The 26,706-nt window shown below is 43.7% G+C and carries 23 protein-coding genes; all 23 read right to left on the reverse strand.

Annotated features, from left to right (window positions below; genetic code table 11):
- Positions 1-323 precede the first annotated feature (323 nt).
- The gene (locus H0266_RS04070; RefSeq protein WP_181471088.1) at positions 324-4,616 is read right to left on the reverse strand and encodes a PolC-type DNA polymerase III; all 4,293 of its coding nucleotides are present in this window, start codon (positions 4,614-4,616) and stop codon (positions 324-326) included.
- A 95-nt stretch (positions 4,617-4,711) separates the two neighbouring features.
- The gene (locus H0266_RS04075; RefSeq protein WP_181471089.1) at positions 4,712-6,415 is read right to left on the reverse strand and encodes a proline--tRNA ligase; all 1,704 of its coding nucleotides are present in this window, start codon (positions 6,413-6,415) and stop codon (positions 4,712-4,714) included.
- Positions 6,416-6,693: 278 nt separating this feature from the next.
- Positions 6,694-7,950, reverse strand: coding sequence for an RIP metalloprotease RseP (gene rseP, locus H0266_RS04080; protein ID WP_181471090.1), 1,257 nt, complete (start codon positions 7,948-7,950; stop codon positions 6,694-6,696).
- A gap of 108 nt (positions 7,951-8,058) precedes the next feature.
- Entirely contained in the window at positions 8,059-9,198 is a 1,140-nt protein-coding gene (dxr, locus tag H0266_RS04085) for a 1-deoxy-D-xylulose-5-phosphate reductoisomerase (RefSeq protein ID WP_181471091.1), read from the reverse strand.
- Between the two features lie 19 nt (positions 9,199-9,217).
- Positions 9,218-10,018 carry a phosphatidate cytidylyltransferase gene (locus tag H0266_RS04090; RefSeq protein ID WP_181471092.1) on the reverse strand — a complete coding sequence of 267 codons (801 nt, stop codon included), beginning with the start codon at positions 10,016-10,018 and terminating at the stop codon, positions 9,218-9,220.
- Between the two features lie 14 nt (positions 10,019-10,032).
- A complete protein-coding gene (uppS, locus tag H0266_RS04095) occupies positions 10,033-10,806 on the reverse strand; it encodes an undecaprenyl pyrophosphate synthase (RefSeq protein WP_181471093.1) in 774 nt (257 codons plus the stop codon).
- Positions 10,807-11,004: 198 nt separating this feature from the next.
- Positions 11,005-11,562: a ribosome recycling factor gene (gene frr, locus H0266_RS04100; protein ID WP_181471094.1), complete on the reverse strand. Its 558-nt coding sequence runs from the start codon at positions 11,560-11,562 to the stop codon at positions 11,005-11,007.
- Between the two features lie 2 nt (positions 11,563-11,564).
- Positions 11,565-12,287, reverse strand: coding sequence for a UMP kinase (gene pyrH, locus H0266_RS04105; protein ID WP_181471095.1), 723 nt, complete (start codon positions 12,285-12,287; stop codon positions 11,565-11,567).
- 107 nt (positions 12,288-12,394) lie between these two features.
- Positions 12,395-13,279 (reverse strand): translation elongation factor Ts, encoded by an 885-nt coding sequence (gene tsf / locus H0266_RS04110; protein ID WP_181471096.1) that lies wholly within the window; start codon positions 13,277-13,279, stop codon positions 12,395-12,397.
- 295 nt (positions 13,280-13,574) lie between these two features.
- Positions 13,575-14,306 carry a 30S ribosomal protein S2 gene (gene rpsB / locus H0266_RS04115; protein ID WP_181471097.1) on the reverse strand — a complete coding sequence of 244 codons (732 nt, stop codon included), beginning with the start codon at positions 14,304-14,306 and terminating at the stop codon, positions 13,575-13,577.
- 161 nt (positions 14,307-14,467) lie between these two features.
- Positions 14,468-14,938 carry a DUF6115 domain-containing protein gene (locus tag H0266_RS04120; RefSeq protein ID WP_181471098.1) on the reverse strand — a complete coding sequence of 157 codons (471 nt, stop codon included), beginning with the start codon at positions 14,936-14,938 and terminating at the stop codon, positions 14,468-14,470.
- Between the two features lie 6 nt (positions 14,939-14,944).
- Positions 14,945-15,241 carry a hypothetical protein gene (locus H0266_RS04125; RefSeq protein WP_181471099.1) on the reverse strand — a complete coding sequence of 99 codons (297 nt, stop codon included), beginning with the start codon at positions 15,239-15,241 and terminating at the stop codon, positions 14,945-14,947.
- 88 nt (positions 15,242-15,329) lie between these two features.
- Positions 15,330-16,697: a FapA family protein gene (locus tag H0266_RS04130; protein ID WP_181471100.1), complete on the reverse strand. Its 1,368-nt coding sequence runs from the start codon at positions 16,695-16,697 to the stop codon at positions 15,330-15,332.
- A 23-nt stretch (positions 16,698-16,720) separates the two neighbouring features.
- On the reverse strand, positions 16,721-17,497 hold the full coding sequence (locus tag H0266_RS04135; RefSeq protein ID WP_181471101.1) for a FliA/WhiG family RNA polymerase sigma factor: 777 nt from the start codon (positions 17,495-17,497) through the stop codon (positions 16,721-16,723).
- A 20-nt stretch (positions 17,498-17,517) separates the two neighbouring features.
- Positions 17,518-17,868, reverse strand: a complete 351-nt coding sequence (locus H0266_RS04140; RefSeq protein WP_181471102.1) for a hypothetical protein — start codon at positions 17,866-17,868, stop codon at positions 17,518-17,520.
- Complete coding sequence (locus tag H0266_RS04145) at positions 17,868-18,365, reverse strand: chemotaxis protein CheD (protein WP_181471103.1); 498 nt, start codon at positions 18,363-18,365, stop codon at positions 17,868-17,870. The genes H0266_RS04140 and H0266_RS04145 overlap by 1 nt, the downstream gene beginning before the upstream one ends.
- Positions 18,358-18,993 carry a chemotaxis protein CheC gene (locus H0266_RS04150; protein ID WP_181471104.1) on the reverse strand — a complete coding sequence of 212 codons (636 nt, stop codon included), beginning with the start codon at positions 18,991-18,993 and terminating at the stop codon, positions 18,358-18,360. Before H0266_RS04150 ends, H0266_RS04145 begins: the two co-directional genes overlap by 8 nt.
- 5 nt (positions 18,994-18,998) lie before the next feature.
- Positions 18,999-19,469: a chemotaxis protein CheW gene (locus tag H0266_RS04155; RefSeq protein WP_181471105.1), complete on the reverse strand. Its 471-nt coding sequence runs from the start codon at positions 19,467-19,469 to the stop codon at positions 18,999-19,001.
- Positions 19,470-19,564: 95 nt separating this feature from the next.
- Positions 19,565-21,634: a chemotaxis protein CheA gene (locus H0266_RS04160; RefSeq protein WP_181471106.1), complete on the reverse strand. Its 2,070-nt coding sequence runs from the start codon at positions 21,632-21,634 to the stop codon at positions 19,565-19,567.
- Positions 21,635-21,651: 17 nt separating this feature from the next.
- Positions 21,652-22,704: a protein-glutamate methylesterase/protein-glutamine glutaminase gene (locus tag H0266_RS04165; protein WP_181471107.1), complete on the reverse strand. Its 1,053-nt coding sequence runs from the start codon at positions 22,702-22,704 to the stop codon at positions 21,652-21,654.
- A gap of 2 nt (positions 22,705-22,706) precedes the next feature.
- Positions 22,707-23,573, reverse strand: a complete 867-nt coding sequence (locus H0266_RS04170; protein WP_181471108.1) for a MinD/ParA family protein — start codon at positions 23,571-23,573, stop codon at positions 22,707-22,709.
- Positions 23,570-24,661: a flagellar biosynthesis GTPase FlhF gene (flhF, locus tag H0266_RS04175; protein WP_181471109.1), complete on the reverse strand. Its 1,092-nt coding sequence runs from the start codon at positions 24,659-24,661 to the stop codon at positions 23,570-23,572. Before flhF ends, H0266_RS04170 begins: the two co-directional genes overlap by 4 nt.
- Positions 24,658-26,691, reverse strand: a complete 2,034-nt coding sequence (gene flhA / locus H0266_RS04180; protein ID WP_181471110.1) for a flagellar biosynthesis protein FlhA — start codon at positions 26,689-26,691, stop codon at positions 24,658-24,660. The genes flhF and flhA overlap by 4 nt, the downstream gene beginning before the upstream one ends.
- Positions 26,692-26,706 lie beyond the last annotated feature (15 nt).

Genomic DNA, 26,706 nt, shown 5'->3' on the forward strand with positions numbered 1-26,706 from the left:
TTAAAAATATGTTGTTAGCTTTAGTATGGCATGTTCTCAATCATTTCATTTTTTCGTGTCAATCTAGAGGGGTTTGAAGAGCCATGAGAAACCGCTATGACAAAGGATCATAGCGGTTCGGGTCACTCAGGCTTCATGCCTTTACAAAATCAAAAGTTCTGCAATAAATATGACGAAAGAGTGGGTTGCCCCACTCTTTCGGTCGTTCATATCGCTCTTAACACCATAAAAAATATACCATACATGCTTAAAATATGCAAATCACCTAAGCATCGAAGGGAAAGGTCTCCCCCTTTAATCATGAGATCCTGAGCGACTCAGTCCTAAAAGAGGGAGAGCTGATTCTCATCGGGCATGCCTTCTAAGCACCCGAAATTATCCAAGTATTCAAGCACTGTTTTTGAAATCTTACTACGCTCTCTCAAGTCTTGTTTGGATAAGAACTCTCCGTCTTCGCGAGCATTGACGATGTTGATCGCGGCGTTCGTTCCCAGTCCGTCAACCGCATTGAATGGCGGAATTAATTGATTATCTTCCACTAGAAACTCTGTTGCACTTGAGCGATATAAATCGACATTCTTGAAACCATATCCACGTTCGCACATCTCAAGGGATAACTCAAGGACCGTTACGAGGTTCTTCTCTTTCGGTGTCGCGTCAAATCCTTTTTGTTGGATTTCTTTTATTCTAGCTCGGATGGCTTCAGATCCCTTCACCATCGTTTCTAACTCAAAGTCTCCGGCGCGAACCGTAAAGTAAGCAGCATAGAAAAAAATAGGATAGTGAACTTTGAAATACGCAATCCGAACAGCCATTAATACATAGGCCGCTGCGTGAGCTTTCGGGAACATATATTTGATCTTTTTACAGGAGTCAATGTACCAATCCGGTACACCATGTTTCTTCATTTCTTCAATCCATTCGTCCTGTAGGCCACGACCTTTACGCACAAATTCCATGATTTTAAAGGCAAGCGATGGTTCTAGTCCTTTGTGCATCAAGTAGACCATAATGTCGTCACGACAACCGATTACTTCCGGCAACGTACAGATGCCATCTTGAATTAGTTGTTCAGCGTTGCCTAACCATACATCGGTTCCGTGCGATAACCCGGAGATGATGACAAGTTCGGCGAACGTACTCGGTTTTGTATCCTCGAGCATTTGACGGACGAACCGTGTTCCGAATTCCGGAACACCTAAAGTCCCGGTTTTACACATGATTTGTTCAGAGGTAACGCCAAGGGCTTCCGGTCCACTGAAAATCTTCATCACTTCAGCGTCATCAACAGGGATTTCCTTTTGGTCGATCCCACTTAGATCTTGGAGCATACGTATGACGGTAGGGTCATCGTGCCCGAGAATATCAAGCTTTAATAAGTTATCGTGAATGGAGTGGAAGTCGAAATGCGTTGTACGCCACTCAGATTTTGTATCATCCGCCGGGAACTGAATAGGTGAAAAGTCGAAGATGTCCATATCGTCTGGCACGACGATAATTCCACCAGGGTGCTGTCCTGTCGTACGCTTCACACCCTGACAACCACTAACTAGTCGATCGATCTCTGCGTTTTTCAACTGTAGTTGATTGTCTCCGGCATACCCTTTCACATACCCATAAGCGGTCTTCTCTGCGATTGTACCGATCGTTCCAGCACGGTACACATTTTCCTCACCAAAGAGAACTTTTGTGTAGTTATGGGCTTGTGGCTGGTATTCACCTGAGAAGTTCAAGTCGATATCCGGTACTTTATCACCTTTGAAACCAAGGAACGTTTCGAACGGAATATCCTGTCCGTCCTTTTTGAAAGCTGTTCCGCACTTGGGGCAATCTCGTTCTTTCAAGTCAAAGCCACTACCGACAGAACCATCCGTGAAGAACTCATGGTACTGGCACTCCGGACAAACGTAATGAGGAGGCAGTGGATTGACCTCGGTAATGTCGGTCATCGTCGCGACAAAGGAAGAACCGACAGACCCACGAGATCCTACTAGATATCCATCATCAAGTGATTTCGTTACAAGTTTCTGTGAAATCAAGTAAATAACCGCGAATCCATTATCGATAATACTTTTCAACTCTTTTTCCAAGCGCTTCTCGACGATTTCCGGAATAGGCTTGCCGTAAATGCTTTCAGCTTTGTTGTAAGACATCTCACGAATTTCCTGGTCTGCACCTTCGATGTTCGGCGTGTACAAGTCCTCTTTGACCGGTGTGACCTCCCCGATCTGCCCGGCAATGGTATGGGTGTTCGTCACTACAACTTCCTTCGCCTTATCTTTGCCGAGAAAGCTTAACTCCTCAATCATTTCATTCGTCGTCTTGAAATGCACCTCAGGAAGCGTCTGTCGATTCAGGGGATTTCCGTTTTGAGACTTAATCAAGATTTGACGGTATTGGCTTTCATGCGGCTCTACATAATGCGTGTTCCCCGTTGCGACAACCGTCTTTCCTAACCTTTCTGCCATGGCGACGATTCTTTTTAGAATGTCATAGATCTGCGATTCGTTTTGAACGAGGTCACGTTCCATGAGGTGGTAATAGTTACCAGGTGGTTGAATTTCGATATAATCATAAAATTCAGCGACCTTCTCCGCTTCTTCTTCTGACTTCTGCATCATCGTTTCAAATACTTCGCCCTTGTCACAACCAGAGCCAATTAAAATTCCCTCACGAAGTTTCGATAACCGTGATCTAGGAATTCGTGGCACACGATAAAAATAATTGATGTGTGATTCAGATACCAATTGATACATGTTCTTAAGCCCCGTGCTATTGGTAGCGAGCAAGATGCAGTGTGATGGACGAGATCGCTGATAAGCTTTCCCTTCTCCCATATAGTCATTTAAATTTTTGTGGTTTGTAATCTCTCGTTCCATCGCTTTTTTCAATAACTTCCAAAGCAAGTAGCCTGTTGCTTCTGCGTCGTAAATGGCTCGGTGGTGCTGTGTAAGCTCGATATCGAACTTTTTACAGAGTGTATTCAAACGATGATTTTTCAACTCTGGAACAAGTAGACGTGCCAGTTCTAAAGTATCGATTACAGGGTTTTTCGCTTTCCCCATATCGATTCTTTGGAACCCGGCGTTCAAGAAGCCCATATCGAAACTGGCGTTATGAGCAACTAATATATCATCCTCCATCCATTCATGGAAATCACGAAGGACATCTTCAATTTCAGGAGCGTCCTTTACCATATCATCGGTAATACCTGTTAAATCAATGGTCGTTTGAGATAACGGTTGATGGGGGTTCGCAAAGCGCTCGAAACGATCTATGATTTCACCGTTTTTCACTTTAACAGCGGCAAGTTCAATGATCTTATCATATACAGCAGATAAACCTGTGGTCTCTACGTCAAACACGACATACGTATCTGTTTCGAGATCGCGATCTTGCTCTTCATACGCGATCGGCACCCCGTCATCGACTAAATTCGCTTCCATGCCGTAAATAATCTTGATGCCATTCTTTTCACCGGCGGAATGAGCATCTGGATAAGCTTGGACAACAGCGTGGTCGGTAACAGCGATGGCCTCGTGGCCCCACTCTGCCGCTTTTCCGATTAATCTGGAAGGAGATACGGGAGCATCCATCATACTCATCGTCGTATGAGCATGCAGTTCAATACGCTTTTCCCCTTCAGGAGCTTCATCCATGCGTACTTTGGGCTTCACTTCATTTATATCATTCGCCATCATCGTTAGTTCATTGGTGAAGTTGTCTGTTTGGATTCCTCCACGAGCCTTGATCCACATCCCTTTTTGAATGTGTTTGAAAAGATCCGCGTGATCGTCGCCGCGAGAGAACATCTTGATAGAAAAGGAATCCGTATAGTCTGTTACCTTTAATAATAGAAGGTGACGGCCCGAGCGGAGTTCTTTCACTTCCGTATCGAAAATGTACCCTTGAACCGTCATGCGACGCTCTTCTTCTTCAATCGTTTCCATCGGTACGGGATCTTCTTGGATTTTGTATCCGATCTCAACGGGACCTTTTGGTTTCGAGTCGTCACGATCCTTCGCTCTCTCTTCTTGCTCTTTGACCGCTTGTTGAACAAGAATTCTATCTTCCTTTTGACGCTCCTCTTGGAACTTCTTAATTTCTTCCTGTTCCTCTTGCACACGGGTTGAAAATAGAAGAGCGGGTAATCCAGAGCGCGCGCAATAGGCTTGGAAGGGGGATTCGATTCGCTTCTTAACCGCATGACTTTCTGCTAAATTCCTACAGGTTAACATAACCTTGTTCCCGTTAACTTCAGGGAGTTGTTCCATTAAGAGATCCTTATAGCCTGGAGATAGGTCCGTCATGGTTTTAATAAAGCTTTGCCAATATTCAACCACTTGGTCTGATGTTAATTCTTTATTTGTTGTCTCAATGGTCCAGTCGACATCGGCAATCGGCTTGAATGTGGCTAGCAATTTGCCAGTGAATAAGTCATAGACCGATGGTGGCAATGGGCGCTGGAATTGAAAATAGAAATGCCATTGTTTCTTTTCTTGGATGACAACTAGTTTTTTTAATGAGCTATCTTTAAAATGAGGTTCGATCAAGTCATGTGGGAACTGGATTTGTTCCAATAAATAATGCATTTTTTCTTGACCATTTACGCTCATAGGGACTCACCCTCTCTTCGGTGTTCTATTCGAAAATCGATGCTAAACAGAAGGAAACGCCCGGAAGACACCGACGTGTCTGGGCGTTTTCCATTCTAGGCATTGTACCATTGTTTGACGTAACTTACGATCTCATCACGTTGCAATTCTGACTGCTCACCAGTCGCTCGTTCCTTCACTTCGACTATGCCTTCTCCTGCGCGTTTTCCGACGGTAATGCGAACCGGAATTCCGAATAAATCACTATCGGCAAACTTGACGCCGGCGCGTTCTTTCCGATCATCATACAAGACGTCGATGCCTGATTCGAGAAGTGTATCATACAATTGATCCGCCAACTCTTTTTGTTCTTCTTTTTTTGGATTCAATGATAAAAGGTGAACCTGATACGGCGCAATGTTCGCAGGCCACGTAATGCCTCGATCATCGTGGTACTGTTCCACAATGGCAGCAAGAGTACGAGAGACGCCGATGCCGTATGATCCCATGATCATCGTTTTCGCTTTCCCTTGATCATTCAAGAACGTCGCGTTCATTCGCTCCGAGTAAAATTCGCCTAGCTTAAAGACGTGACCGACTTCGATTCCTCGGGCAAACTTGATGATTCCTTCGCCGTCTGGAGATGGATCTCCTTCTTCGATAAAGCGAAGATCTGCATACTCATGTACCTCAAAATCTCTTCCTGGAGTCACATTCGTAAAGTGAAAGCCTTCTTCATTGGCACCACAAGATACGTTGACCATCGCTTCGACAGCAAGATCTGCAACGACTTTGACGTCTTCACTCACCCCGACTGGTCCGATCGAACCGAAACCTGTTCCCATCACTTTCTTCGTATCTTCTTCTGAAGCTAGTTCCACGATGTCCGCATCGAATAGATTTTTCAGTTTCACATCATTCACTTCATGGTCCCCGCGAGTCGACACCAACACAAATTCTTCATCCACTTGGAAGAGAATCGATTTTAATCCTTGTTCAAGGTCATGACCTAAGAACTCCGCGACATCCTTCATCGTCTTCTGGTCAGGTGTAGCCACTTTCTCGATTTCTCTTGGTGCTTCCGTCGACTTTTCATAAGTTGTGACGACAGGTGCCATTTCAATATTAGCAGCATAGCGAGATGTATCTGAATAAGCGATGACATCTTCTCCGACTTCTGATAACACCATGAATTCGTGTGTGTCTTTTCCGCCCATAGCGCCAGAGTCTGCGATAACCGCACGGAAATTCAAGCCTAAGCGGCGAAACACATTTGAGTAAGCATCAAACATCTTTTGATACGTTTCATCTAAGCTCTCGTAGGATTCGTTGAAAGAATAAGCATCTTTCATTAAAAATTCACGACCACGCAAGAGTCCGAAGCGGGGACGTGCTTCATCACGGAATTTGTTTTGAATTTGGAATACCGTCAAAGGAAGCTGTTTGTAACTTTTCACTTCATGACGTACAAGGCTCGTAATGACTTCTTCATGTGTTGCACCTAGAGCGAACTCACGGTTATGTCGATCATGAAGTCGCATTAATTCAGAGCCGAACGTGTTCCAACGTCCCGTTTCCTTCCAAAGTTCGGACGGTTCAAGGGCCGGCATCATCATTTCATGAGCTCCGATTTTCTCCATTTCTTCCCGAACGACGTTTTCCACCTTATTTAAAACTCGGCGGCCAATCGGAAGGAAACTGTAAATCCCTGAAGCAATCTGACGTATGTAACCAGCCCGTACAAGCAACTGATGGCTTTGTATCTCAGCATCGGTTGGATTCTCTTTTAAAGTTGGAATAAGCATTTGACTTTGTTTCATCTCTTGCACCTCACTCTTTCTCTATTATTCAATCCATATCATTGGTAAGAAATATTCTTCTATCATTGTATCTAAAAATGCTTGATTTGGAAACGTCGACTTCCGCTCAGACCATCCTCTTTCTTTATTTCTACTTCTAGGAAAGTCCAGCTCTTACGTTTCAGCTTATCGATGGACTCCTATCGCATTATAGAGATGTGTTTTCAGAAAAGTAGAAATAAAAATAGCTGGAAGCCTTTGGTGAGCTGTTGTCTCACGAGGGCTTCCAGCTCATTCTTTTATAGAAACAGTCGTTGAATATCATTCCACGTTACGACAAGCATTAGCAACATAAGTAACGCAAAGCCGATAAAGTGAACGATTCCTTCTTTTTGCGGATCGATTGGCTTACCACGTATTCCCTCTAACCCAACGAAGATCAATCGACCTCCATCTAAAGCTGGTAATGGTAATAAGTTAACGATACCCAAGTTGATACTCAAAATAGACATCCACATCACGAAATTCGTGAGCCCTGTTTGAACCACCTGGTCCGTCGCATCATAGATGCCGACTGGTCCAGATAACATATCTAGTGAAAACTGACCTGTCACAAGTTTACCTAGATTCGTCAAGATCAGTGTTGTCCACTCATACGTCTGCGTGAAGCCAAACGTCAATTTTTTAGTAATCGAATCCTCAAAAGCTCTTGTAACACCGACTTGCCCAATCGTTTGGTCACGGTTTGTAACCGATGCCGGAGTCACTTCTATTTGTTCAGTACTTCCATTACGCTCCACGGTCAGCAGGATGCTTTCTTCTGGATGCTCTTGAACGATCATCGTAAATTCTTCCCATGTACTGACCGACTCACCATCTATCGAAACCACTTCATCCCCCACCATGAGTCCTGACTCATCGGCAGGTGAGTTTTCTTGAATTTCGCCTAGTTTCGCTTGATCAGATGGTACGCCTTGAACAAAGCCAAGAATCATAAATAAGATAATCGCTAGGACAAAGTTCATCATTGGCCCGGCAAATAATTGCATGGCACGTTGTGGAACAGACTTTGAAGCGAATTGACGATCATACGGGGCAATCTGTGTTTCTTTTTCGTCCATCACGAACATCGCTTTAGGATCGACTTCAAAGAACAACTTCTCTTCTTCATCTACTTCATAACCTTCGATGACGAGACGATGATCCAGGTCCGCACGCTCGACTTCAATGACGCGTGCATAGGGATGTTTAGATTTGTTATTCACAATGATCTTATTAACTTTGCCATCGTCATTGAACTCAAGACCAATGTGATGCCCAGCTTTCAATTCGATGATTTCAGGATCTTCCCCGGCCACTCTTACATATCCACCAATAGGCAATAGACGAATGGTGTATAGCGTTTCATTTCGCGTAAAAGCGAAGATTTTCGGTCCGAATCCGATCGCGAATTCTCTTGCGAGCATGCCCGCACGTTTGGCAAAAATGAGATGCCCCCACTCATGTACAAACACTAATAAACCGAACATGAGTATAAATGCAATCACAGTAGTCAAATGAAGCACCTTCCTTTTATTGAACTCTGTTTATTTTGTTCTCTTGTACGTTTGAACAGAAAAGAGATCTTCCTGTACATTCACAAAGCTGCATAACAAAGTTACGTATTAAGAATGGAAACGAACTCGTTCTCGTGTTTCCTTATCAATAGAAAGTATGGTTGACAAGTCCGGGTTATGAATCCTTTGGTGCTGTTCTAATGCTCGTTCGATCTTACTTTCGATTTCCAAGAACGAGATTTTACCCTCTAAGAACAGTTGAACAGCCTCTTCGTTCGCGGCATTGAGCACCGTTGTCATAGAACCACCCGCTCGACCAGCTTCATAAGCCATCCGAAGGCAAGGGAAGCGGACAGTATCCATCTTATCAAAATGCAATGTCGCAATTTCTTCTAATTCAAGCTGTTTTGTCATCGGCAAATCCAAGCGATTCGGGTACGTCAGCGCATATTGAATCGGAACTTTCATATCGGGTGTCCCTAGTTGGGCCATGACACTTCTATCCACGAATTCCACCATCGAGTGGATGACACTTTCTTTATGAAGAATAACATGAATTTGATCATAGGGTACATCAAAAAGCCAATGCGCCTCAATCACTTCTAACCCTTTATTCATCATAGAGGCCGAATCAATCGTGATCTTTGCGCCCATACTCCAGTTCGGGTGATTGAGCGCATCTTCTACAGTTACTCCAACCAGTTCTTCCCTGGACTTGTCTCTGAAGCTTCCGCCTGAAGCCGTAATGATCAGCTTATGAATATCCTGCTTACTTTCCCCATTTAACGATTGATAGATCGCTGAATGTTCACTGTCTACAGGCAAAAGATCGACACCGTATTTCTTCGCTTCTGACATGACTAGATGACCAGCTGTCACGAGTGTTTCTTTATTTGCAATCGCGATAACCTTCCTAGCTTGGATCGCTTTTAACGTAGCTGGAAGTCCGATACTTCCCATTACGGCATTGACGACCACATCTACATCATCGACAACACTGACTTCAATTAAACCATCCGCCCCAATAAGAATCGGTTGATCAATATGTTTAGCTAATTGATCTTTCGTTTCTTCATCTTGGACGACGACAAGACGCGGTTGAAATTCTCGAATGAGAGGCAAAGCTTTATCAACGTTTCTTCCAAAAGCCATCGCGTACAAGTTGAACTCTTCCGGGTGTAAACGAATGACATCCAGAGTCTGGATGCCAATCGACCCCGTCGCTCCTAGCAAGGCAATCTGCTTCATAATTGTCGAACTCCTTCCCCTACGGTGTAATAAAGTTAATCAAGTGGAGAATCGGCAGGATGAAAATCAAGCTGTCAAATCGATCAAGAACCCCACCGTGTCCAGGAAGTATTTTACCTGAGTCCTTTACAGCGTAATGACGCTTGAATGCCGATTCGACCAAGTCTCCGATTTGTCCCGCGATTGAAATCAGAATCGTCACAAGTAAAACGATCAGCATCGAATGGTCAAGAGGAGCTGTCAATTGAAATACGACGGCGACGATACAGGCGAGAATAATACCACCGACGGACCCTTCAATCGTTTTCTTAGGACTGATTTGCGGCCAAAGTTTATGCTTACCGAAAGCTCGTCCAAATACGTAAGCGCCTGTGTCTGTTGCCCAAACGACAAACAGAGCAAAGAACAAATACTCAAGACCTCCACTGCGTGTTTCGATTAAATAATTGAACCCCATACCGATATAAATGACAGATATCAATAAGAAGCCGGCATCGTCAAACGTGAATCGATTTTTTACAAGTACGGTGTAGCTCAATAAAATGAGGACCGCTAATAATGTGATCTCTGATTTAGTGATGAACTCTGTAAGATCTACATAGCCCTCCAAATCACTATACGGGAACATGAGCGCCCACATGAGAAGCAACCCGAGTCCTGAGGCAACGGAATACCTTGAAATTTTCTTCATTCTCACGAGCTCCAGGAGAGCAATACTTGCAATAACATATACAAATAATTTAAAGACCGTGCCTCCTAAGAAGACAATCGGTATAAAAATCAAAGCCGCTACAACGGCTGTAATAGTCCTTTGTTTCATTATACGTTCACACCTTATACTCCGCCATAACGACGTTTGCGATTTTGATAATCATAGAGAGCTTTCTCGAAATGGTTCTCCGTGAAATCTGGCCAGTACACTTCGGTGAACCAGAATTCTGCATAAGCAAGCTGCCATAGAAGGAAATTGCTTAAGCGCTGTTCCCCACTGGTCCGAATCAACAGATCCGGATCCATTAAATCGGACGTGTACAGCTCTGATGAGAATACATCTTCATCGATATCTGCATACGCAATTTCTCCACTCTCTACTTTGGATACAATTTGCTTGACTGCATTGACCATTTCAAATCGGCTTCCGTAATTCAGCGCGAAGTTTAAGATAAGCCCATCGTTATTTTTTGTACGCTCGATGGCTTCCTCTACAGCTTTCTTTGTATGAGGTGGCAGTACATCAAAGTCTCCAATGGTTTGAACCCGTACATTACGCTCAATGAGTTCAGGCAAATATGTATTTAAAAAGTCGACTGGTAGTTTCATTAAGAATTCGACTTCATTCTTAGGGCGCTTCCAGTTTTCTGTTGAGAATGCATACAACGTTAATACTTCAATGCCGATATCAGAAGCAAAACGGACAATCTTCTTAACGACACCCATTCCCTCTTTATGTCCAGCGATTCGGGGCATTCCTCTATTTTTTGCCCATCGTCCGTTTCCATCCATGATGATTGCCACATGTTTAGGAATTTGAGTTTGGTCAAGCCCTACTGGCTGGACGAAAGAATCTTTATTTTTAAGTTTTCTTGCAAATGGAAACTTGATTGGCATCTTTAATCCTCCAGTCCGTTTGTTCCATTCATTATATACTATTATCCTACACCATGCCGAAACGATTGAAAAGCGCAGGCACTATCATGACAAAGGTTACTGAACCGAAATCCTTATGCTTACGCACAAAAGAAAAGCCACGCTGCCAAACATCAACAGCGCGGCTTTATACACCTTATGGCATACAGAATGGAATCTTTACACTTCCATGATTTCTTGTTCTTTTGTTTTAGCAAGTTCATCGATTTTGTTTACGTTCTGATCGGTTACTTTTTGAACATCATCTTGGAAAGCACGAAGATCATCTTCAGTCATTTCGCCATCTTTTTCAAGCTTTTTCAGACGATCATTGGACTCGCGACGAATGTTACGAACTTGTACTTTCGCTTCTTCAGAATACTTCCCAACGACTTTAGCAAGGTCCTTACGACGTTCTTCTGTCAGTGCAGGAATATTGATGCGAACAATATTACCGTCACTAGATGGGGATAAGCCCAAATCCGCCTTTTGAATCGCTTTTTCTACTTCTGCAATAGCACTCTTGTCATATGGAGTAATGACAAGCAAGCGTGGTTCTGGTGCCGATACTTGTGCAAGCTGGTTTAAAGGTGTAGCAGCACCATAATAGTCGACATATACATTATCAAGAATCGATGGGTTCGCACGACCTGCTCTCACAGTCGCAAGTTGACGGGAGTAAGCTTGTACCGCTTGCTCCATTTGTTGTTTTGTCTCATTAATCACGGCTTCTGACATGATTATTTCCCCCTAACAATGGTTCCGATATTTTCGCCCATAACGGCTTTTTTAATATTACCTTCTTCTGTAATAGAGAATACCAGTAAATCGATGTCATTGTCCATACATAAAGACGATGCCGTTGAATCCATAACGCCTAAACCTTCGTTCAGCACGTCCATGTAAGAAAGTTCATCATATTTCTTGGCATCTTCATTTAATTTTGGATCATCGGTATATACGCCATCGACGTTGTTTTTAGCCATTAGAATAACATCCGCTTCGATTTCGGCTGCTCTTAAAGCAGCGGTTGTATCAGTAGAGAAATACGGGTTACCCGTTCCGGCGGCGAAGATTACCACGCGTTTCTTCTCCAGATGACGGATGGCTTTTCTACGTATATATGGCTCAGCGACTTGTCTCATTTCAATGGATGTTTGAACACGGGTTGGAATCCCCTGGTTCTCTAAACTATCTTGAAGTGCCAACGAGTTCATGACCGTTGCGAGCATGCCCATGTAATCAGCATTCGCTCGATCCATCCCCATTTCACTTCCAACTTTCCCGCGCCAGATGTTTCCACCACCGACAACAACGGCGATTTCTACACCGAGTTCAGCGACTTCTTTCACCTGACGAGAAACGGATTGAATAATGCTTGGTTCTAAACCGAAACCAGCCTGACCGCTAAGGGCCTCTCCGCTCAGTTTCAATACAATACGACGATAGCGAGCAGTAGTCATAGTTACCTCCCGTGTGGTTGCTATAGTTCTCTTATGGTGCTACCTCAAAGATATGTAGCAGTTTTGAAAAATAGGGAACACGACTGTGTCCCCTATGTGGTCCATTATTACTTTTTAACTTGGCTCATTACTTCGTCAGCAAAGTTTTCTTCGCGTTTTTCCATACCTTCGCCTACTTCAAAGCGATCGAATGAATTGATTTGTCCACCTTTAGCGGAAACAAATTGCTTCACTTTTTGGTCTGGGTCTTTAACGAAGTCTTGTTCAAGCAGGCAGATTTCTGCAAAGAACTTGTTCAGACGGCCTTCAACCATTTTTTCTACAATGTTTTCAGGCTTGCCTTCGTTCAACGCTTGTGTTTTAAGCATGTCGCGCTCTGCATTTGCTTCTTCTTCAGGGATCTGATCTTGAGATACATAACGAGGGTTAACCGCTGCAACGTGCATCGCTACGTCTTTAGCTGCTTGCTCATCAGTAGAACCTTCAAGAACAGTCAGCACTCCAATGTTACCACCCATGTGAAGGTAAGCACCGAATGCATCGTTATCTGTTTTCTCTTTAATAGAGAAACGACGTAGAGAGATTTTCTCTCCGATTTTAGCAATAACATCTGTGATGTAATCGCCAAGCTTCTGACCTTCACCATGAAGCGGCTGCTCTAGCGCCTCTTCAACGTCAGCTGGTTTTTGAGAAACAAGGTGAGTACCTAATTCTTTTAGTAGAGATTTGAAAGAATCGTTCTTTGTAACGAAGTCTGTTTCACAGTTCACTTCGAAAAGAACAGCTGTGTTGCCATCGATTTCGATTGCAGCAGCACCTTCAGCAGCGATACGATCTGCTTTCTTCTGAGCTTTAGAGATTCCTTTTTCGCGAAGCCATTCCATCGCTTTTTCCATATCTCCATCTGTTTCAGTTAGTGCTTTCTTACAATCCATCATACCAGCACCTGTTTTTTCACGAAGTTCTTTTACCATCTTAGCGTTTACAGCCATTTTGAAAGCCTCCTTAAGTAAATGAGCATATATTGAAGCTCGGAGGTCCGAGCTTGTCTTACAATTGAAGAACTGTTTACGCAGTCACTTCCGTTTTTCATTGTTTAACTTCAGCTCCTAGCGACTAGTGAAACTTCCTTCGCTTCTGTACGATAAGTCAACATCTGATTGCTACGCTCTCAGTGTTTCCTTTATCTCCTACAGCTTAGTCCAGTCCAAACGCCGCTAAACAGTCGCTTCTGTTTTTCTTTAAAAAAGGTGATAAAAGGTATACCCCCTTATCACCTTTGAATCCTTACTCAGCAGCTGTTTCTGCTTCAGCTTCTTCAGTTGTTTCTGTTTCTTCCCCTTGCTTCGCTTCAAGAACAGCGTCTGCCATTTTAGAAGTAAGCAATTTAACGGCACGGATGGCGTCGTCGTTTGCAGGGATTACATAGTCAATTTCGTCAGGATCGCAGTTTGTGTCCACGATTCCAACGACTGGAATGTTTAATTTGTGAGCTTCAGCAATCGCAATACGCTCTTTACGAGGGTCGATTACGAACATTGCAGATGGAAGGCTCTTCATTTCTTTAATTCCGCCTAGGAATTTAACAAGACGATCTTTTTCTTTCATCATATCAACGACTTCTTTTTTCGGAAGTACGTCAGTTGTACCGTCTTCTTCCATGCGCTCAATGTCTTTAAGACGGTTGATACGCTTACGGATTGTTTCGAAGTTTGTTAGTGTTCCACCCAACCAACGTTGGTTGATGTAGTACATGCCACAACGAGTTGCTTCGTCGCGCACTGTATCTTGAGCTTGTTTTTTCGTACCTACGAATAGGATGTTTCCACCGTCAGCTGCTACGTCTTTAACGTAGTTGAAAGCTTCGTCCACTTTCTTCACTGTTTTTTGTAGGTCGATGATGTAGATTCCGTTACGCTCTGTGAAGATGTATTTCTTCATCTTCGGGTTCCAGCGACGGGTTTGGTGTCCGAAATGAACACCAGCTTCTAATAGCTGTTTCATAGAAATTACAGACATGTTTTGTTCCTCCTGAATGGTTTTTTTTAGTATCCTCCGTCTTGATCATCTTTCTTTACCAACTCTCTTAAAGAGAGCAACCGACAAAGAAATCCAAAGACGTGTGTATTGACACCGAAAGTAAATATACCATAAGCACCATGTTCTATCAAGTTTATTTGCTAATTTTTTTGATGAAACTTTAGAAGAAGCTCGATTTCTGTCTTACCTCGATCTAAACGTTTAGCGATTTCATCTAAAGAATAGCCATTCTTTCTTAATTCTAGAATTTGCGACTGGACGGAGGGTTGATACGTTGTAGCCTTCTCCTCAGGCAAAGGTGGCTGGTAGACTTCCCTATTTTGCGGTTCTGACTGTTTAGCGACTGGTGGCTTATCTTGTTCAACCTTTGTTTCAGCTTTCCGATGAGGCTCCATTTGGTGATTGTCCCCTCTCACCCATTCACCCATTCGGTTGTTCTCTTCTTTAATTTCCATTAGATATGACGAGAACATGCCCTCGATTTCACTGGCAATCTCTTTCTGACGCAGTTCCAGTTCTTCGGTTTTTTTGATTCTAGTGCTCAGGATGAACAAACCGATAAGTAAAATGCCATCAAGGATAAAGCTTATGATTAATAAAAAAATCGTCATTCATTGTCACCCACTGTAATCGACCCGCTTTCCTAAAAAAGGATGGTCGATTGTTTCTTCTTTTACGTTCGCCCCCTTCTCACTTAGTGAAGGCGTTTGTGAAGGGCCCTCATCATTCACAAGAGCATCTTCCACGTTTTCTGAATTCATGACGGATACCCGCTTCTTCCTGTCTAACTGTTCCTGCTTCTGACTGACAAAATGTTGCAAGGTAGGATTGCGTTGTGCGATCTGCTCTTGAAGTTTACCTGCATCCTGAACTCTGGGAAGGGCGACTTGCATCTCTACAGATTTCCAACTCATCCATACACTTCCTTTACAGTTATTGTATGTCGTCTTGTATTGGTATCAAACAGCGATGGAGGCAGGCTCAGGCTCAGATCCTCTGCCGTTATGACTCAATGGACCGCAAGAGGATCTCACCTTGAGAAAGAAACGCATAGATTTGTCTATATTCACTACGAACCTGGTGTTGATATTTTCCAAACCCTAAATGAACCTGACCGTATAACTTTCCATTCACTTGAACCCTTGCTTCAGTCAAGTTACCGATCGTTACATTCATATTTTCCAAGGTTTCTTTCAGCTCATCTGTTTCTTTTTCGACAGCAGCTAGAGAATTGCGTTGCCGCAACTTAGTAATCCGTTCTTTGGCTGATAGTTCACCACTCGTACGCTCTTTTTCTTCTAACTTTTGACCAATCAACTCTAACTTCGTTTGATCCTCTTGCTTCGCTTTTAACAAGAGATTATATTTAGAACGTTTCTCTTCTACTTTCTTATTCACACCCAAATAAAGTCCTGTAGGGGTGTTCATCCTATTGCCGATGTCTTTCGCTTCGATGTGTACCCCAGCAGATATCGTACCACCAATAATATGTCCACGTTGGCAATACACGCTTCGATGAGCTACACAATCACTGTGTAAAATGGAGTACTCGACAAATAAATCTTGTCCTGCTTCTACGGTAGCCTGATTAATATAGCCGACACGGATATCTTGCCCGGCCTCGATCACTGCTTTTCCAAGTCCTGCAATTCCTTCTGAAATATGAACGGATCCTCCGGCTGTAATTGTAGCACCCTCTACCATCCCATAAATGGTGACATCACCTTGGGCAAAGACACGAAAGCCGGTTGGGACATTCCCATTGATCATAATCGAACCAACGAAATCAAGGTTGCCAGTTCGTAAATCAAGGTCCCCGTTCACTTCAAATAAGGGTTGGACTTGTAACGAACGTTCATCTGAGCTTAACTGACCATCGATACTGGAATAAAAGGCATCATCTGATCGCTTAAAGGTCGTATTTTTCCCTGCCCTTAATTGAGCTGGTTTCCCTGGTTTAGGAGCGATTTCCTCTCCATACACATTTGTCCCAGGTTTGCCGTTTGTAGGGGGTTCGATCGCCGCTATCCGTTCACCTTCTTGAACAGAGGGTATCGCAATGATGTCTCTGAAACTCGCTTTTTCATGCTCATCAATTTCAAAGTTCACTTCTTTATCAAAAATGACTTTTCCGTCCTTGCCATGAACGGGCTGCTTTCCAACCGCAATGAGTAATGGGTATTCGACTGATCCATCGTCACTTGCGATGCGGCCGATCTCTTCATGAAGAACACCGAATGTCACTTTTCTCTCTTCCAAAAAAGAAAGAAGGTCTGCCTCAGTCGATTCTTCAATCGGGTCCAGGAGATCAACATAAGCTTCCAATCCATCACCGGAGACGGACACTTTCAATTTGTTTTGAAGTTCCATGTTCCTGTCTCCTCCTTGGAATACTAGGACTCAATGATGTCTTTTAACGCATGTTTCAGTTTAAAAATGGCTTTGGCATGGATTTGTGAAATTCTGGATGTCGTTAATTCCATAATCTGACCAATTTCAGTCAACGTCAGCTCTTCGTGATAGAATAAGCTGATCACCATTTGTTCTTTATCATTCAGTCCTTGTATTTGTTGGGATAGTTCTTCATAGTTTTCTGTTTGTATAATGGATTCTGATGGTGTAATCGTCTGATGGTCAGGAATCGAGTAGCCGATGCCTTCTTTATGGTCATCTTTACCATCTTTCGGTTTCTCTTCCATGGATAATACATTTGCAAATAAGGAATCTTTGATTGTTTCCTCTACATCACTTGCCTGCAAACCGAGGTCATTTGCGATTTCTTCAGAAGTTGCTGGACGCTGCAGCTTTTGCTCTAAGCGCTCGGCTGCTTGTTCGATTTTCTTCGTTTTATCTCGAACCGACCTGGGAAGCCAATCCTCTTTCCGCAGACCGTCCATGATCGATCCGCGTATACGAAATGATGCATACGTGTCGAATTTCAGATCTCTTTGACGATCGAACTTCTTAAGTGCATCATACAGTCCGAACATCCCCAAGCTTCTGACATCGTCTTTGCTTACGCTTTTCGGTAAATGGGCTGAGATTCTCTGGACATGATAGCTTACGAGATAGTCATACTTTTGAACGAGCTGGTTCGCAGCGTCATCATCTTGATGGGTTGTCCATAAATCCCATAATTGTTGTTCCTGAGGAGACAAACAGCTTGCCATCGTAATCCCCCTCGCTCTTTCTAGTCATTAGTAGTAGTCTTAGCCTCTTCTTCACTTAATAGAGATCGAATCATTTCGGACGTTTGTTTCGCCGTTGCTTCTGGCAATTCCCCTGACCCTTTTACCTCACCCGATTCGCTCGTTTGTCTTTCATGTTCGTTCCCATCCATGTCCACAGCTTCTTTCTCTTTATCCTCACTGATGAGTTCCCATAGCAAGCGGAACACAAAAGCAACGATGAAAAATAGAAAGAAGCCGATTGTTCCACGAATGATCGACGTTTGCCAGACATTCGCCGTCAAAGAAAATAGAAACATGAACAAAAACCCGAAAACTGCGAACAAAAGATTAAATAGGACGCTTCCAGCCATTAAATCGTCACCTCTCCATGATTCACTTTCCGTATGTGAAGGCGCGAGGTTTCAGGGTCGAATACAATGGTTCGCCCACTTTTCCCTCCAACATCTTCGGATATAATCGGGATACGGTAGTGTAGCAACTTCTTTTTCACCGCTTCTACATTGCGAGGTCCTATGCGCATCAAATCACTCTCTGACTTAAAATGAAACATCTGTGCACCTCCGGCGAGTTTTGACTTGAGCCGGAACTTAGAAGCCCCCGCTTCGATCAACATCCCGAGCAAATCATCCATCGCTGTGTCAGCATATTTGAATCGATTAATTCTCCCTTGTTTCGCCATCGTTGAATCTGGAAGCATCACATGAGCCATTCCGGCAACCCGTTTCACTTCATCATAAAGGATCACCCCGACGCAAGAACCTAAGCCAGACGTACGGATTTTATCAGGAGCAGATCCGATTTTGACATCGGCTATCCCTACTTTAATCAACCGGAGCACCTCACTCATAGCTCGATACTCCTAAGGACTTGAATAAAGGTAAGTACGACTGCGGGTCTGGGAATAAGAAGAAGTGCCCTTCAATCGGAGCGGACTTGTCATCACTGCAGTCTGTAAGTGATGTTTCAATGACGATGGCTTGATCGCTCACTTGTGAAAGTTCAATTAAACCGAAACTCAAAATTGCTCCTACCATGTCAAGCGACAATGAAGGGACAGATGGATAGATATCCAAATTGGTGAAATCAGATAAAGCAGTCAAATAGGAACCAGATAGAATATTGCCGAGCTCCTGCAATGCTGAAATAGCAAGCTCGTCGGATCCATCGTAGATTGACGAGGGAATACCTGTCATTTGGCTAATAAATAGCTCAGCTTGTTCTGGAGAAAGGATGAAGAATATGCTTCCGGGCGCCTCTCCTTCAATACGAAGAAAAACACTGACAACCTCATTTTCTGCTCCACCGGCAAGTTCCATGACTTCATCAAACTCGACAAGACGGACTGCAGGCACATGCATATCCACTTTTCGATCCAATAATTTAGATAGAGAAGTGGCAGCATGGGCTGCTCCGATGTTTCCGATCTCTTTCAATACATCTAGATGAATTGCTGTCAGGCGTTCTTCAAAGCTCATCCGATTTACACATCAATTTCTTGGAGTTGTTTGATATCGTCACTCGACAGCACTTTAGACATGTTCAGAAGGATGAATAATCGATGGTCCATCCTCACAACCCCTTGAATGTACTCTGCTTCGAGCGTTCCTACGACTTCTGGTGGTGGTTCAATTTGATCCTCATAAATATCAAGTACATCATTTGCGGCATCGACAATCAATCCGACTGCCATACCATCGATTGTTACGGTAATGATACGCGTCTGTTCCGTCTCTTCCATATGCTCAAGCCCAAAGCGCTCTCTAAGATCGATGATCGGTGTTACGACCCCTCTTAGATTGATGACACCTTTCACGAAGGCCGCTGTTCGAGGGACTCGAGTAATCGGCATCATACGCTCAATCGAACCTACAGCATCGACTGGAATTGTGTACTCTTCATCTTGCAATTGAAAAACAATCACTTTGACTAAGGTTTTGCTATCTTGCGTCATCTGAACCACTCCTTTTTATTTGCTTGTATGGTAGTCACCTTCTATTCTGATCCCCATCAAAATAACAAGATGGCCTCCTCACTCCGCATGTTGCACTATTTAATCAGGGCATTGCTATCAAGAATTAAAGCTACTTGTCCATCACCTAGAATCGTAGCCCCCGAAATGGCAAACACACCTGATAAATAGTCCCCTAAAGATTTCAATACAACTTCTTGTTGACCTATGAAGGAATCAACGACTAGTCCAGCCATCTTATCTCCTTTTCGAACGATGACAAGAGAGTAATACTCATCTCCTTCGATCGTCTCTGGAACTTCAAAGATATCTTTTAGGAACACAAGCGGAACCACTTTTCCTCTGAAATCAATCACTTTTTTATTGTGCGCGTGCATGATGTCCTCTTTCTTCACAATCGCCGTTTCAATGATCGACGAGAGAGGAACAGCGTATTTCTCTTCTTGAACTTCAACTAACATGACGGAAATAATCGACAACGTCAGAGGTAGTTGAATGGAAAAGACGCTTCCTTGGTCAAGGGCTGAATCAATGGTGATGTTACCGCCTAAAGATTCAATAGTATTTTTCACTACATCCAGCCCGACCCCACGACCAGATACGTCTGAAATCGTATCGGCGGTCGAGAATCCACTCGCCATGATCAATTCGAATACTTGTTTATCATTCATGTTCATGGCTTGTTCTTCCGTCACGACGCCATTTCCTACAGCTTTTTGAATCACTTTATCACGGTTGATGCCACCGCCATCGTCACTTATTTCAATAAACACGTGGTTCCCACTGTGGTAGGCTTTCAGCTCTAATTTTCCAGTCTCCGGTTTCCCTTTAGCTACGCGGTCTTCTGGACTCTCCACGCCGTGGTCAAGCGCGTTGCGAATAAGGTGGACAAGAGGGTCACCGATTTCATCAATGACTGTTCGATCTAGCTCTGTTTCGGCACCTACAATTTGAAGGTCGATCTTCTTATTTAAATCCCTCGACAGTTGACGAACCATACGTGGGAATCGATTGAACACTTGTTCGATCGGGACCATACGCATGTTTAGGATAATGCTTTGCAAGTCACCTGAAATACGACTCATCCGCTCTACAGTTTCTTGAAGTTCATTATGATTCAAATCGTTCGAGATCTGCTCCAAGCGCCCACGATCAATGACAAGCTCCTCGAACAAGTTCATCAATACATCCAAGCGGTCGATATTGATTCGAATCGTTTTATTTCCCACTTGCTTCGTTTGAGCTTCCTCTTGCTTTTGAGACTCCTCTTTTTTCGGTTCAGCTTTTGTTGCAACAGCCGATGGAGATTCTTGAGTTTGCTCTGGCGTGGATTCTGGAACTTCAGAATGCTGCGTTACCGTTTCTTTCTGAGTTTCTGTATAAAGGGAAATAGAGAACGGTTTGGCGGTTACACTTTCGATTTCTGACACTTTATTGATTTTCGCTTCAATTTCTTCTTTGTCTGCCTGAGTGATATACAGAACCGTGAAGCTTGTCTCGAACTCTTCGTTTTCTAATTGTTCGACCGTAGGTTCAGACTTCACCACTTCTCCTAATTGTTCAAGCACTTCAAACACCATATACACGCGTGCCGCTTTCAACATGCAGTCATCTCGCAAGGACACAACAACCTCGAAATTGTTTAATTGCTGATCAGCCGATTGTTCTAAAACCGTTAAGGTAAACTCATCTACTTCCATCGTAGACTTCTCACTATGTATCTCTTTTTCCGGTACCTGCTCTACGCTCGATTCCGGTTTTATCGGTTCACCGGTTTCAATGGAGTGGAGTTTGGCTACGACCTTTTCCACATTCCTTTCACCTGAACCCCCCTCAGCAATATCGACAACCATGGCTTCAAGGTCATCGACCGAGTCAAAAACGACGTCTAGCATATTTCCATCTACGAGAATCTTTTCATTTCGTACACCATCTAGAACATTCTCCATCTGGTGCGTCAAACTCGCTAAGTCTTGATAGCCCATCGTTGCAGCCATACCTTTCAGCGTATGGGCAGAGCGGAAGATCTCGTTGACAATGGCTAAGTCTCGAGGGTTTTGTTCCAGCTTCAATAAATGGTCGTTTATGGCTTGTAAATGCTCTTTACTTTCATCAATAAAGACTTCTAAATAAGGATTGGTTTCCATGTTTATTTGTTCCCCCTCTAATTTCCAAGTACTTGGACAAGGCGTTGACTAATTTCAGACACTGGTGTAATTTCATCGGCGAGTCCGGATTTGATAACGGCTTTGGGCATTCCAAACACAACACATGATTCCTCTGCTTCCGCAATCGTGTATGTATGGGGCTTTTTCTCTTTCAACGTGACAAGACCTTCCGTCCCATCCGCCCCCATTCCGGTCATCACAACGGACAAAACACTAATATCGTCTACGTGTGCGAGTGAAGAAAACAAGCGGTTCACGGATGGACGGTGCCCGAAAATGGGCTCTGTTTCGTCCAGCTGAATGAAAAGTTCACCTTCTCGCCTCACGACCGTCATATGCTCTCCACCCGGGGCGATGTACACGCAACCATTTTGCAATAATTCCCCATGTACGGCTTCTTTAACAAGAACGGCTGCTTGTTTATTCAAGCGCTCAGCTAACGACCGGGTAAAGCCCTTCGGCATATGTTGAACAATGACAACAGGTGCACGGAGCGTCTTTGGAAGGTTTGTGACCACACGGTCCAATGCCCGCGGCCCGCCAGTCGATGTCCCGATTGCAACGACAGGCGTTTGGGTCAAAGACGCTTTCCGCTTTGCTAATTTTATGACAGGAGGATCATTTGCTATTTCTTTGCTTTTTGAAATCCGCGCTCGACTGGCAACCAGTACCTTTTTTACCACCTGATCTTCAACCTTCTCCATATCTAATGATATCGGCCCAGATGGCTTCTGTATGAAGTCGACAGCTCCAAGTGTCATGGCTCTGATTGTACTTTCGGCTCCTTGTTTGGTCAGGCTGGAAACCATGACGACTGGAACTGGGGTTTGATTCATGATCATTTGCAACGCCTCAAGCCCGTCCATTTGTGGCATTTCGACATCCATCGTGACGACATCTGGTTTCCATTCCTTCACTCGCTTTAGAGCATCTTGACCATTTCTTGCGGTTCCAATGACCTCTATCCGGTGGTCTCTTGTTAAAATATCTGTTAAGATTTTGCGCATAAATGCTGAATCATCAACGATTAATACCTTAATTTTTTCCATGGTCATGACCTCTCAAATACGAATCGTTTCAATTTTGATAGAAAGGATGAGTCTTCAACTAATCCTTCTATCCCTTCTTGCTGAGATAAATAATCTCTTACGACGATCTCCATCGATTTACTCGCCTTACTTGTCGGATGTGCCAATACAAAGGGTTCTTGACGGTTGACCGATTTCAAAACGGCACGATCATCTGGAATTACCCCTAATGGAGTGACTTGTTTATCTAAAAAACGCTCGACAACCATATGTAAACGCGTGAACGATGAATCTCTTTGTTCCTTTAGAGAACGATTGACGAGCACAGAAATAGGTAGGGTATTCTCTCTTCTGACAAGGTGTTTAATCATCGCATAAGCATCGGTAATGGATGTAGGTTCTGGAGTGGTAACGACAATGGCTTCATCCGCAGCCGTTATAAAATGAAGACTATCATTCGTCGCTCCTGCCCCCATATCGAACAAAATGAAATCATAAGATGCGATTAGGCTGTCAAATTGAGATTGAAAGTATTTAAACTTCTCTTCATCCAACTGAAAAATGTTAGTTAGACCAGATCCCCCTGCAATATAAGACAGGTTCTTTGGTCCTGATTCAATAATATCATGGATAGTTCGGCCATGGTTGAAAAGGTCGACAAAAGAATAGGTTGGAGAAACACCTAATAGAATATCAATATTCCCCATTCCTATGTCCATATCGATAATTAGGACGCGCTTCTGCTTTTCTATTAACTTCAATGCAAAATTGATGGTGAAATTCGACTTCCCGACTCCCCCTTTGCCACTGGCAATCGCGATCGTCCTCGCCCTTGTCTGTGAGTGCGTTTGTTTCAGACGATTACGCAAGCGTTCGGCTTGATCACTCATAAACGAATCCCCCCCACAACTTGGCGGGACAATCGCATAGGTGTCGCTTCGATAATATCATCCGGGACATCTTGACCATTTGTTAAATAGGCAATGCCGACCTCATGATGAATCACCATATTCAGAGCGCTACCAAAGCTTGATGTTTCGTCCATTTTCGTGAAGATGAGTTGTTGGATCGGAAGATGTTGAAATTGTTCATAAATATCATTCATATCTTTGTACTTACTTGTAAGAGATAGAACAAGGTACGTGTCGGTGTCTTGACTGAAGTCGATCAATTCATCCAACTCTTCTACATAAGACGGATCTCTGAAGTTACGGCCAGCTGTATCCACAAGCACGAGATCGTAGTCTTTAAACTTTTCACGAGCTGCGGCGTAATCTTCCATGTTGTAGGCAACTTCAAGTGGAAGGTCCAGAATACCGGCGTATGTTTTTAATTGGTCGATCGCAGCAATTCGGTACGTGTCGGTTGTAATAAGAGCGACATTCCATTGCTTATTCAGTGTCGCATCAGCTGCCAATTTTGCCACTGTCGTTGTTTTCCCTACGCCGGTCGGGCCTACAAGGTGCACAAAACGTTTTTGTGACTCCTTCTTACCAAAAGGAAGATGTTTCAGTTGCTCATAAACATGGCGAACGAGGAGGTCCCCTGAAGGGTGGGGATCACCTTCTGCTGCAGCTATAGTGTTTAACCACTGCTTCGCTAGCTCTTCATCTACTTCCTGGTCCAATAGTTGTTCAAATAGATCTCCGTAACCTTCTGGTATACGGTCTTCCTCATGTTTCCGGACCATAGCTTTCAGTGACTGTAATTCTTTCATGATTTCAGAGTTTGCTTGATCATGAACTTTCGGTAGGACCGTCTCTTGACTTTTAGGCTTCGTGTTTTTCTTCACTTGCGGTTGACTTTGAACCGGTTCAACTGCAGCAATCACTTCCGTTTGAGTCTTCTTGAACATGCCCATAAAACCGCCGACTTTAACGACTTTGGAATTCAAAATCACGGCATTCGGACCTAATTCTTTTTTTACTTTTTTCATCACTTCAGGCATAGAGGCTGCCTGGAACTTCTTTACCTTCATGCAACATTCACCACCCCTACACTTTGGACTTCTGCAGTTGGCTCAAGTTCATTGTAGGACAGAACCACGACTTGAGGTAAGAATCGATCTAACAATTGTTTCATGTACATACGGACGGCTGGAGAACAAAGTAAAATCGCAGTTTCTTCTTGTAACGACATTTGTTCTACTTGTTCAGCTACCGCACTAATGATTGTCTGTTGTGCTTCTGGATCTAGCGCGAGGTAACTACCATGTTCGGTTTGCTGGATATGCTCAGCAATAAGTTTTTCAACTTTCCCTGCAACAGTAATCACTTTCACGCTTTGATCTTCCTTCATATATTGATTCGTAATTTGTGCGGCAAGCGATTGTCTTGCGTATTCAGCTAGTAATTCTGTATCATTGGTCATCTTCCCGAAGTCAGCGAGTGTTTCAAAAATAACCGGCATGTTTTTGACCGATACATTCTCTCGTAATAATTTCGCAAGAACCTTCTGTACGTCTCCGATTGAAAGTGGGTCCGGCGTTACTTCATCAACTAAGATCGGGTACGATTCTTTCAAATGGTCGATCAATTGCTGGGTTTCCTGTCGACCGAGCAACGCATGTGCATGTTGCTTGATGACTTCGGTTATATGCGTCGATACAACAGAAGGTGGATCCACAACGGTATAACCGGACAGTTCAGCTTCATCCTTCTGATCTTCAGCAATCCATTTCGCTGGTAATCCGAATGCCGGTTCTTTCGTTTCGATGCCATCAATAATGTCGTCATCATCACCTGGACTCATCGCCAAGTAATGATCGAGGAGCAATTCACCCCGTGCGACTTGATTGCCTTTCACCTTCAACCTGTATTCATTTGGGCTGAGCTGGATATTGTCTCGAATCCGGACGACCGGAATGACGATACCAAGTTCGATGGCAAGCTGCCGTCTAATCATGACGATACGGTCGAGCAAGTCGCCCCCCTGGTTCGTATCGGCTATTGGAATCAATGCATACCCAAACTCAAATTCAATTGGATCCATCGAAATGAGATTGACCACATTTTCTGGTGATTTCATTTGGTCACCCTCTGCTTCATCAAGCTCTTCCGGCTCCTCTTCGACTTCTTCCTCACTTTGTCTTGTAAGCCAGTAGCCACCAAACACAAGAACTGCTGCAATCAGTGTCGTCAGGAAAAATGGTATCGGCGTTAACCCAAGCAAGAAAATCGTTGCACCAGCAATGTATAAAAGTTTAGGATAACGAAGCAATTGCGCCGTTACATCCGTACCTAAATTACCTTCTGAAGCGACTCGAGTAACCACAATCCCTGTAGCGGTCGAGATCAAGAGCGCTGGAATTTGACTGACCAGTCCGTCTCCGACGGTTAAACGCATATAGGTATCAATCGCCTCCCCAAAGGACATCTCCATTTGGACCATCCCGATAATCAGTCCGAAGATGATGTTGATCAGAACAATGATGATTCCTGCGATGGCGTCTCCTTTAACGAATTTACTCGCACCATCCATCGCCCCGTAGAAATCGGCCTCGTTCTCAATCTTCTTTCTACGATCTTTAGCTTGTTGTTCATTGATCATGCCGGCGTTCAAGTCTGCATCGATACTCATTTGCTTACCTGGCATGGCGTCCAAGGTGAAACGCGCAGCAACCTCTGATACCCGCTCGGCACCTTTTGTAATAACAAGAAACTGTATGATCACTAAAATAATGAAGACGACGAAACCGACGAGGGGGTTTCCTCCGATAACAAAGGTACCGAACGTCGCGATCACGCCACCTGCTTCCGCCTCTGATAGAATCGACCGAGTCGTCGAAACGTTCAGACCCAAGCGGAATAATGTGAGTAGAAGCAAGAGTGTCGGAAATACGGCGAATTTGAGCGCCTCATCCATATTCATCGATACTAAAATGACAATAAGAGCTAACGTAATGTTAATGAGGATAAAAAAACTAAGGAGCCACCCAGGTAATGGGATGACGAGCATGACAATTATTAAAATAACGCCGATAATTACGGATAAATCTCTTGCTGACATAGGGGTCACTCCTTT

Source organism: Halobacillus locisalis (genome assembly GCF_013694105.1).
Classification (GTDB): domain Bacteria; phylum Bacillota; class Bacilli; order Bacillales; family Halobacillaceae; genus Halobacillus; species Halobacillus locisalis.

Excerpts from the sequence above, each read along its gene's own strand:
- H0266_RS04070 (WP_181471088.1), bottom strand. The coding sequence starts at position 4,616 with ATGAGCGTAAATGGTCAAGAAAAAATGCATTATTTATTGGAACAAATC.
- H0266_RS04075 (WP_181471089.1), bottom strand. The coding sequence starts at position 6,415 with ATGAAACAAAGTCAAATGCTTATTCCAACTTTAAAAGAGAATCCAACC.
- dxr (WP_181471091.1), bottom strand. The coding sequence starts at position 9,198 with ATGAAGCAGATTGCCTTGCTAGGAGCGACGGGGTCGATTGGCATCCAG.
- H0266_RS04090 (WP_181471092.1), bottom strand. The coding sequence starts at position 10,018 with ATGAAACAAAGGACTATTACAGCCGTTGTAGCGGCTTTGATTTTTATA.
- uppS (WP_181471093.1), bottom strand. The coding sequence starts at position 10,806 with ATGCCAATCAAGTTTCCATTTGCAAGAAAACTTAAAAATAAAGATTCT.
- frr (WP_181471094.1), bottom strand. The coding sequence starts at position 11,562 with ATGTCAGAAGCCGTGATTAATGAGACAAAACAACAAATGGAGCAAGCG.
- pyrH (WP_181471095.1), bottom strand. The coding sequence starts at position 12,287 with ATGACTACTGCTCGCTATCGTCGTATTGTATTGAAACTGAGCGGAGAG.
- tsf (WP_181471096.1), bottom strand. The coding sequence starts at position 13,279 with ATGGCTGTAAACGCTAAGATGGTAAAAGAACTTCGTGAAAAAACAGGT.
- rpsB (WP_181471097.1), bottom strand. The coding sequence starts at position 14,306 with ATGTCTGTAATTTCTATGAAACAGCTATTAGAAGCTGGTGTTCATTTC.
- H0266_RS04120 (WP_181471098.1), bottom strand. The coding sequence starts at position 14,938 with ATGACGATTTTTTTATTAATCATAAGCTTTATCCTTGATGGCATTTTA.
- H0266_RS04125 (WP_181471099.1), bottom strand. The coding sequence starts at position 15,241 with ATGAGTTGGAAATCTGTAGAGATGCAAGTCGCCCTTCCCAGAGTTCAG.
- H0266_RS04130 (WP_181471100.1), bottom strand. The coding sequence starts at position 16,697 with ATGGAACTTCAAAACAAATTGAAAGTGTCCGTCTCCGGTGATGGATTG.
- H0266_RS04135 (WP_181471101.1), bottom strand. The coding sequence starts at position 17,497 with ATGGCAAGCTGTTTGTCTCCTCAGGAACAACAATTATGGGATTTATGG.
- H0266_RS04140 (WP_181471102.1), bottom strand. The coding sequence starts at position 17,868 with ATGGCTGGAAGCGTCCTATTTAATCTTTTGTTCGCAGTTTTCGGGTTT.
- H0266_RS04145 (WP_181471103.1), bottom strand. The coding sequence starts at position 18,365 with ATGAGTGAGGTGCTCCGGTTGATTAAAGTAGGGATAGCCGATGTCAAA.
- H0266_RS04150 (WP_181471104.1), bottom strand. The coding sequence starts at position 18,993 with ATGAGCTTTGAAGAACGCCTGACAGCAATTCATCTAGATGTATTGAAA.
- H0266_RS04155 (WP_181471105.1), bottom strand. The coding sequence starts at position 19,469 with ATGACGCAAGATAGCAAAACCTTAGTCAAAGTGATTGTTTTTCAATTG.
- H0266_RS04160 (WP_181471106.1), bottom strand. The coding sequence starts at position 21,634 with ATGGAAACCAATCCTTATTTAGAAGTCTTTATTGATGAAAGTAAAGAG.
- H0266_RS04165 (WP_181471107.1), bottom strand. The coding sequence starts at position 22,704 with ATGGAAAAAATTAAGGTATTAATCGTTGATGATTCAGCATTTATGCGC.
- H0266_RS04170 (WP_181471108.1), bottom strand. The coding sequence starts at position 23,573 with ATGAGTGATCAAGCCGAACGCTTGCGTAATCGTCTGAAACAAACGCAC.
- flhF (WP_181471109.1), bottom strand. The coding sequence starts at position 24,661 with ATGAAGGTAAAGAAGTTCCAGGCAGCCTCTATGCCTGAAGTGATGAAA.
- flhA (WP_181471110.1), bottom strand. The coding sequence starts at position 26,691 with ATGTCAGCAAGAGATTTATCCGTAATTATCGGCGTTATTTTAATAATT.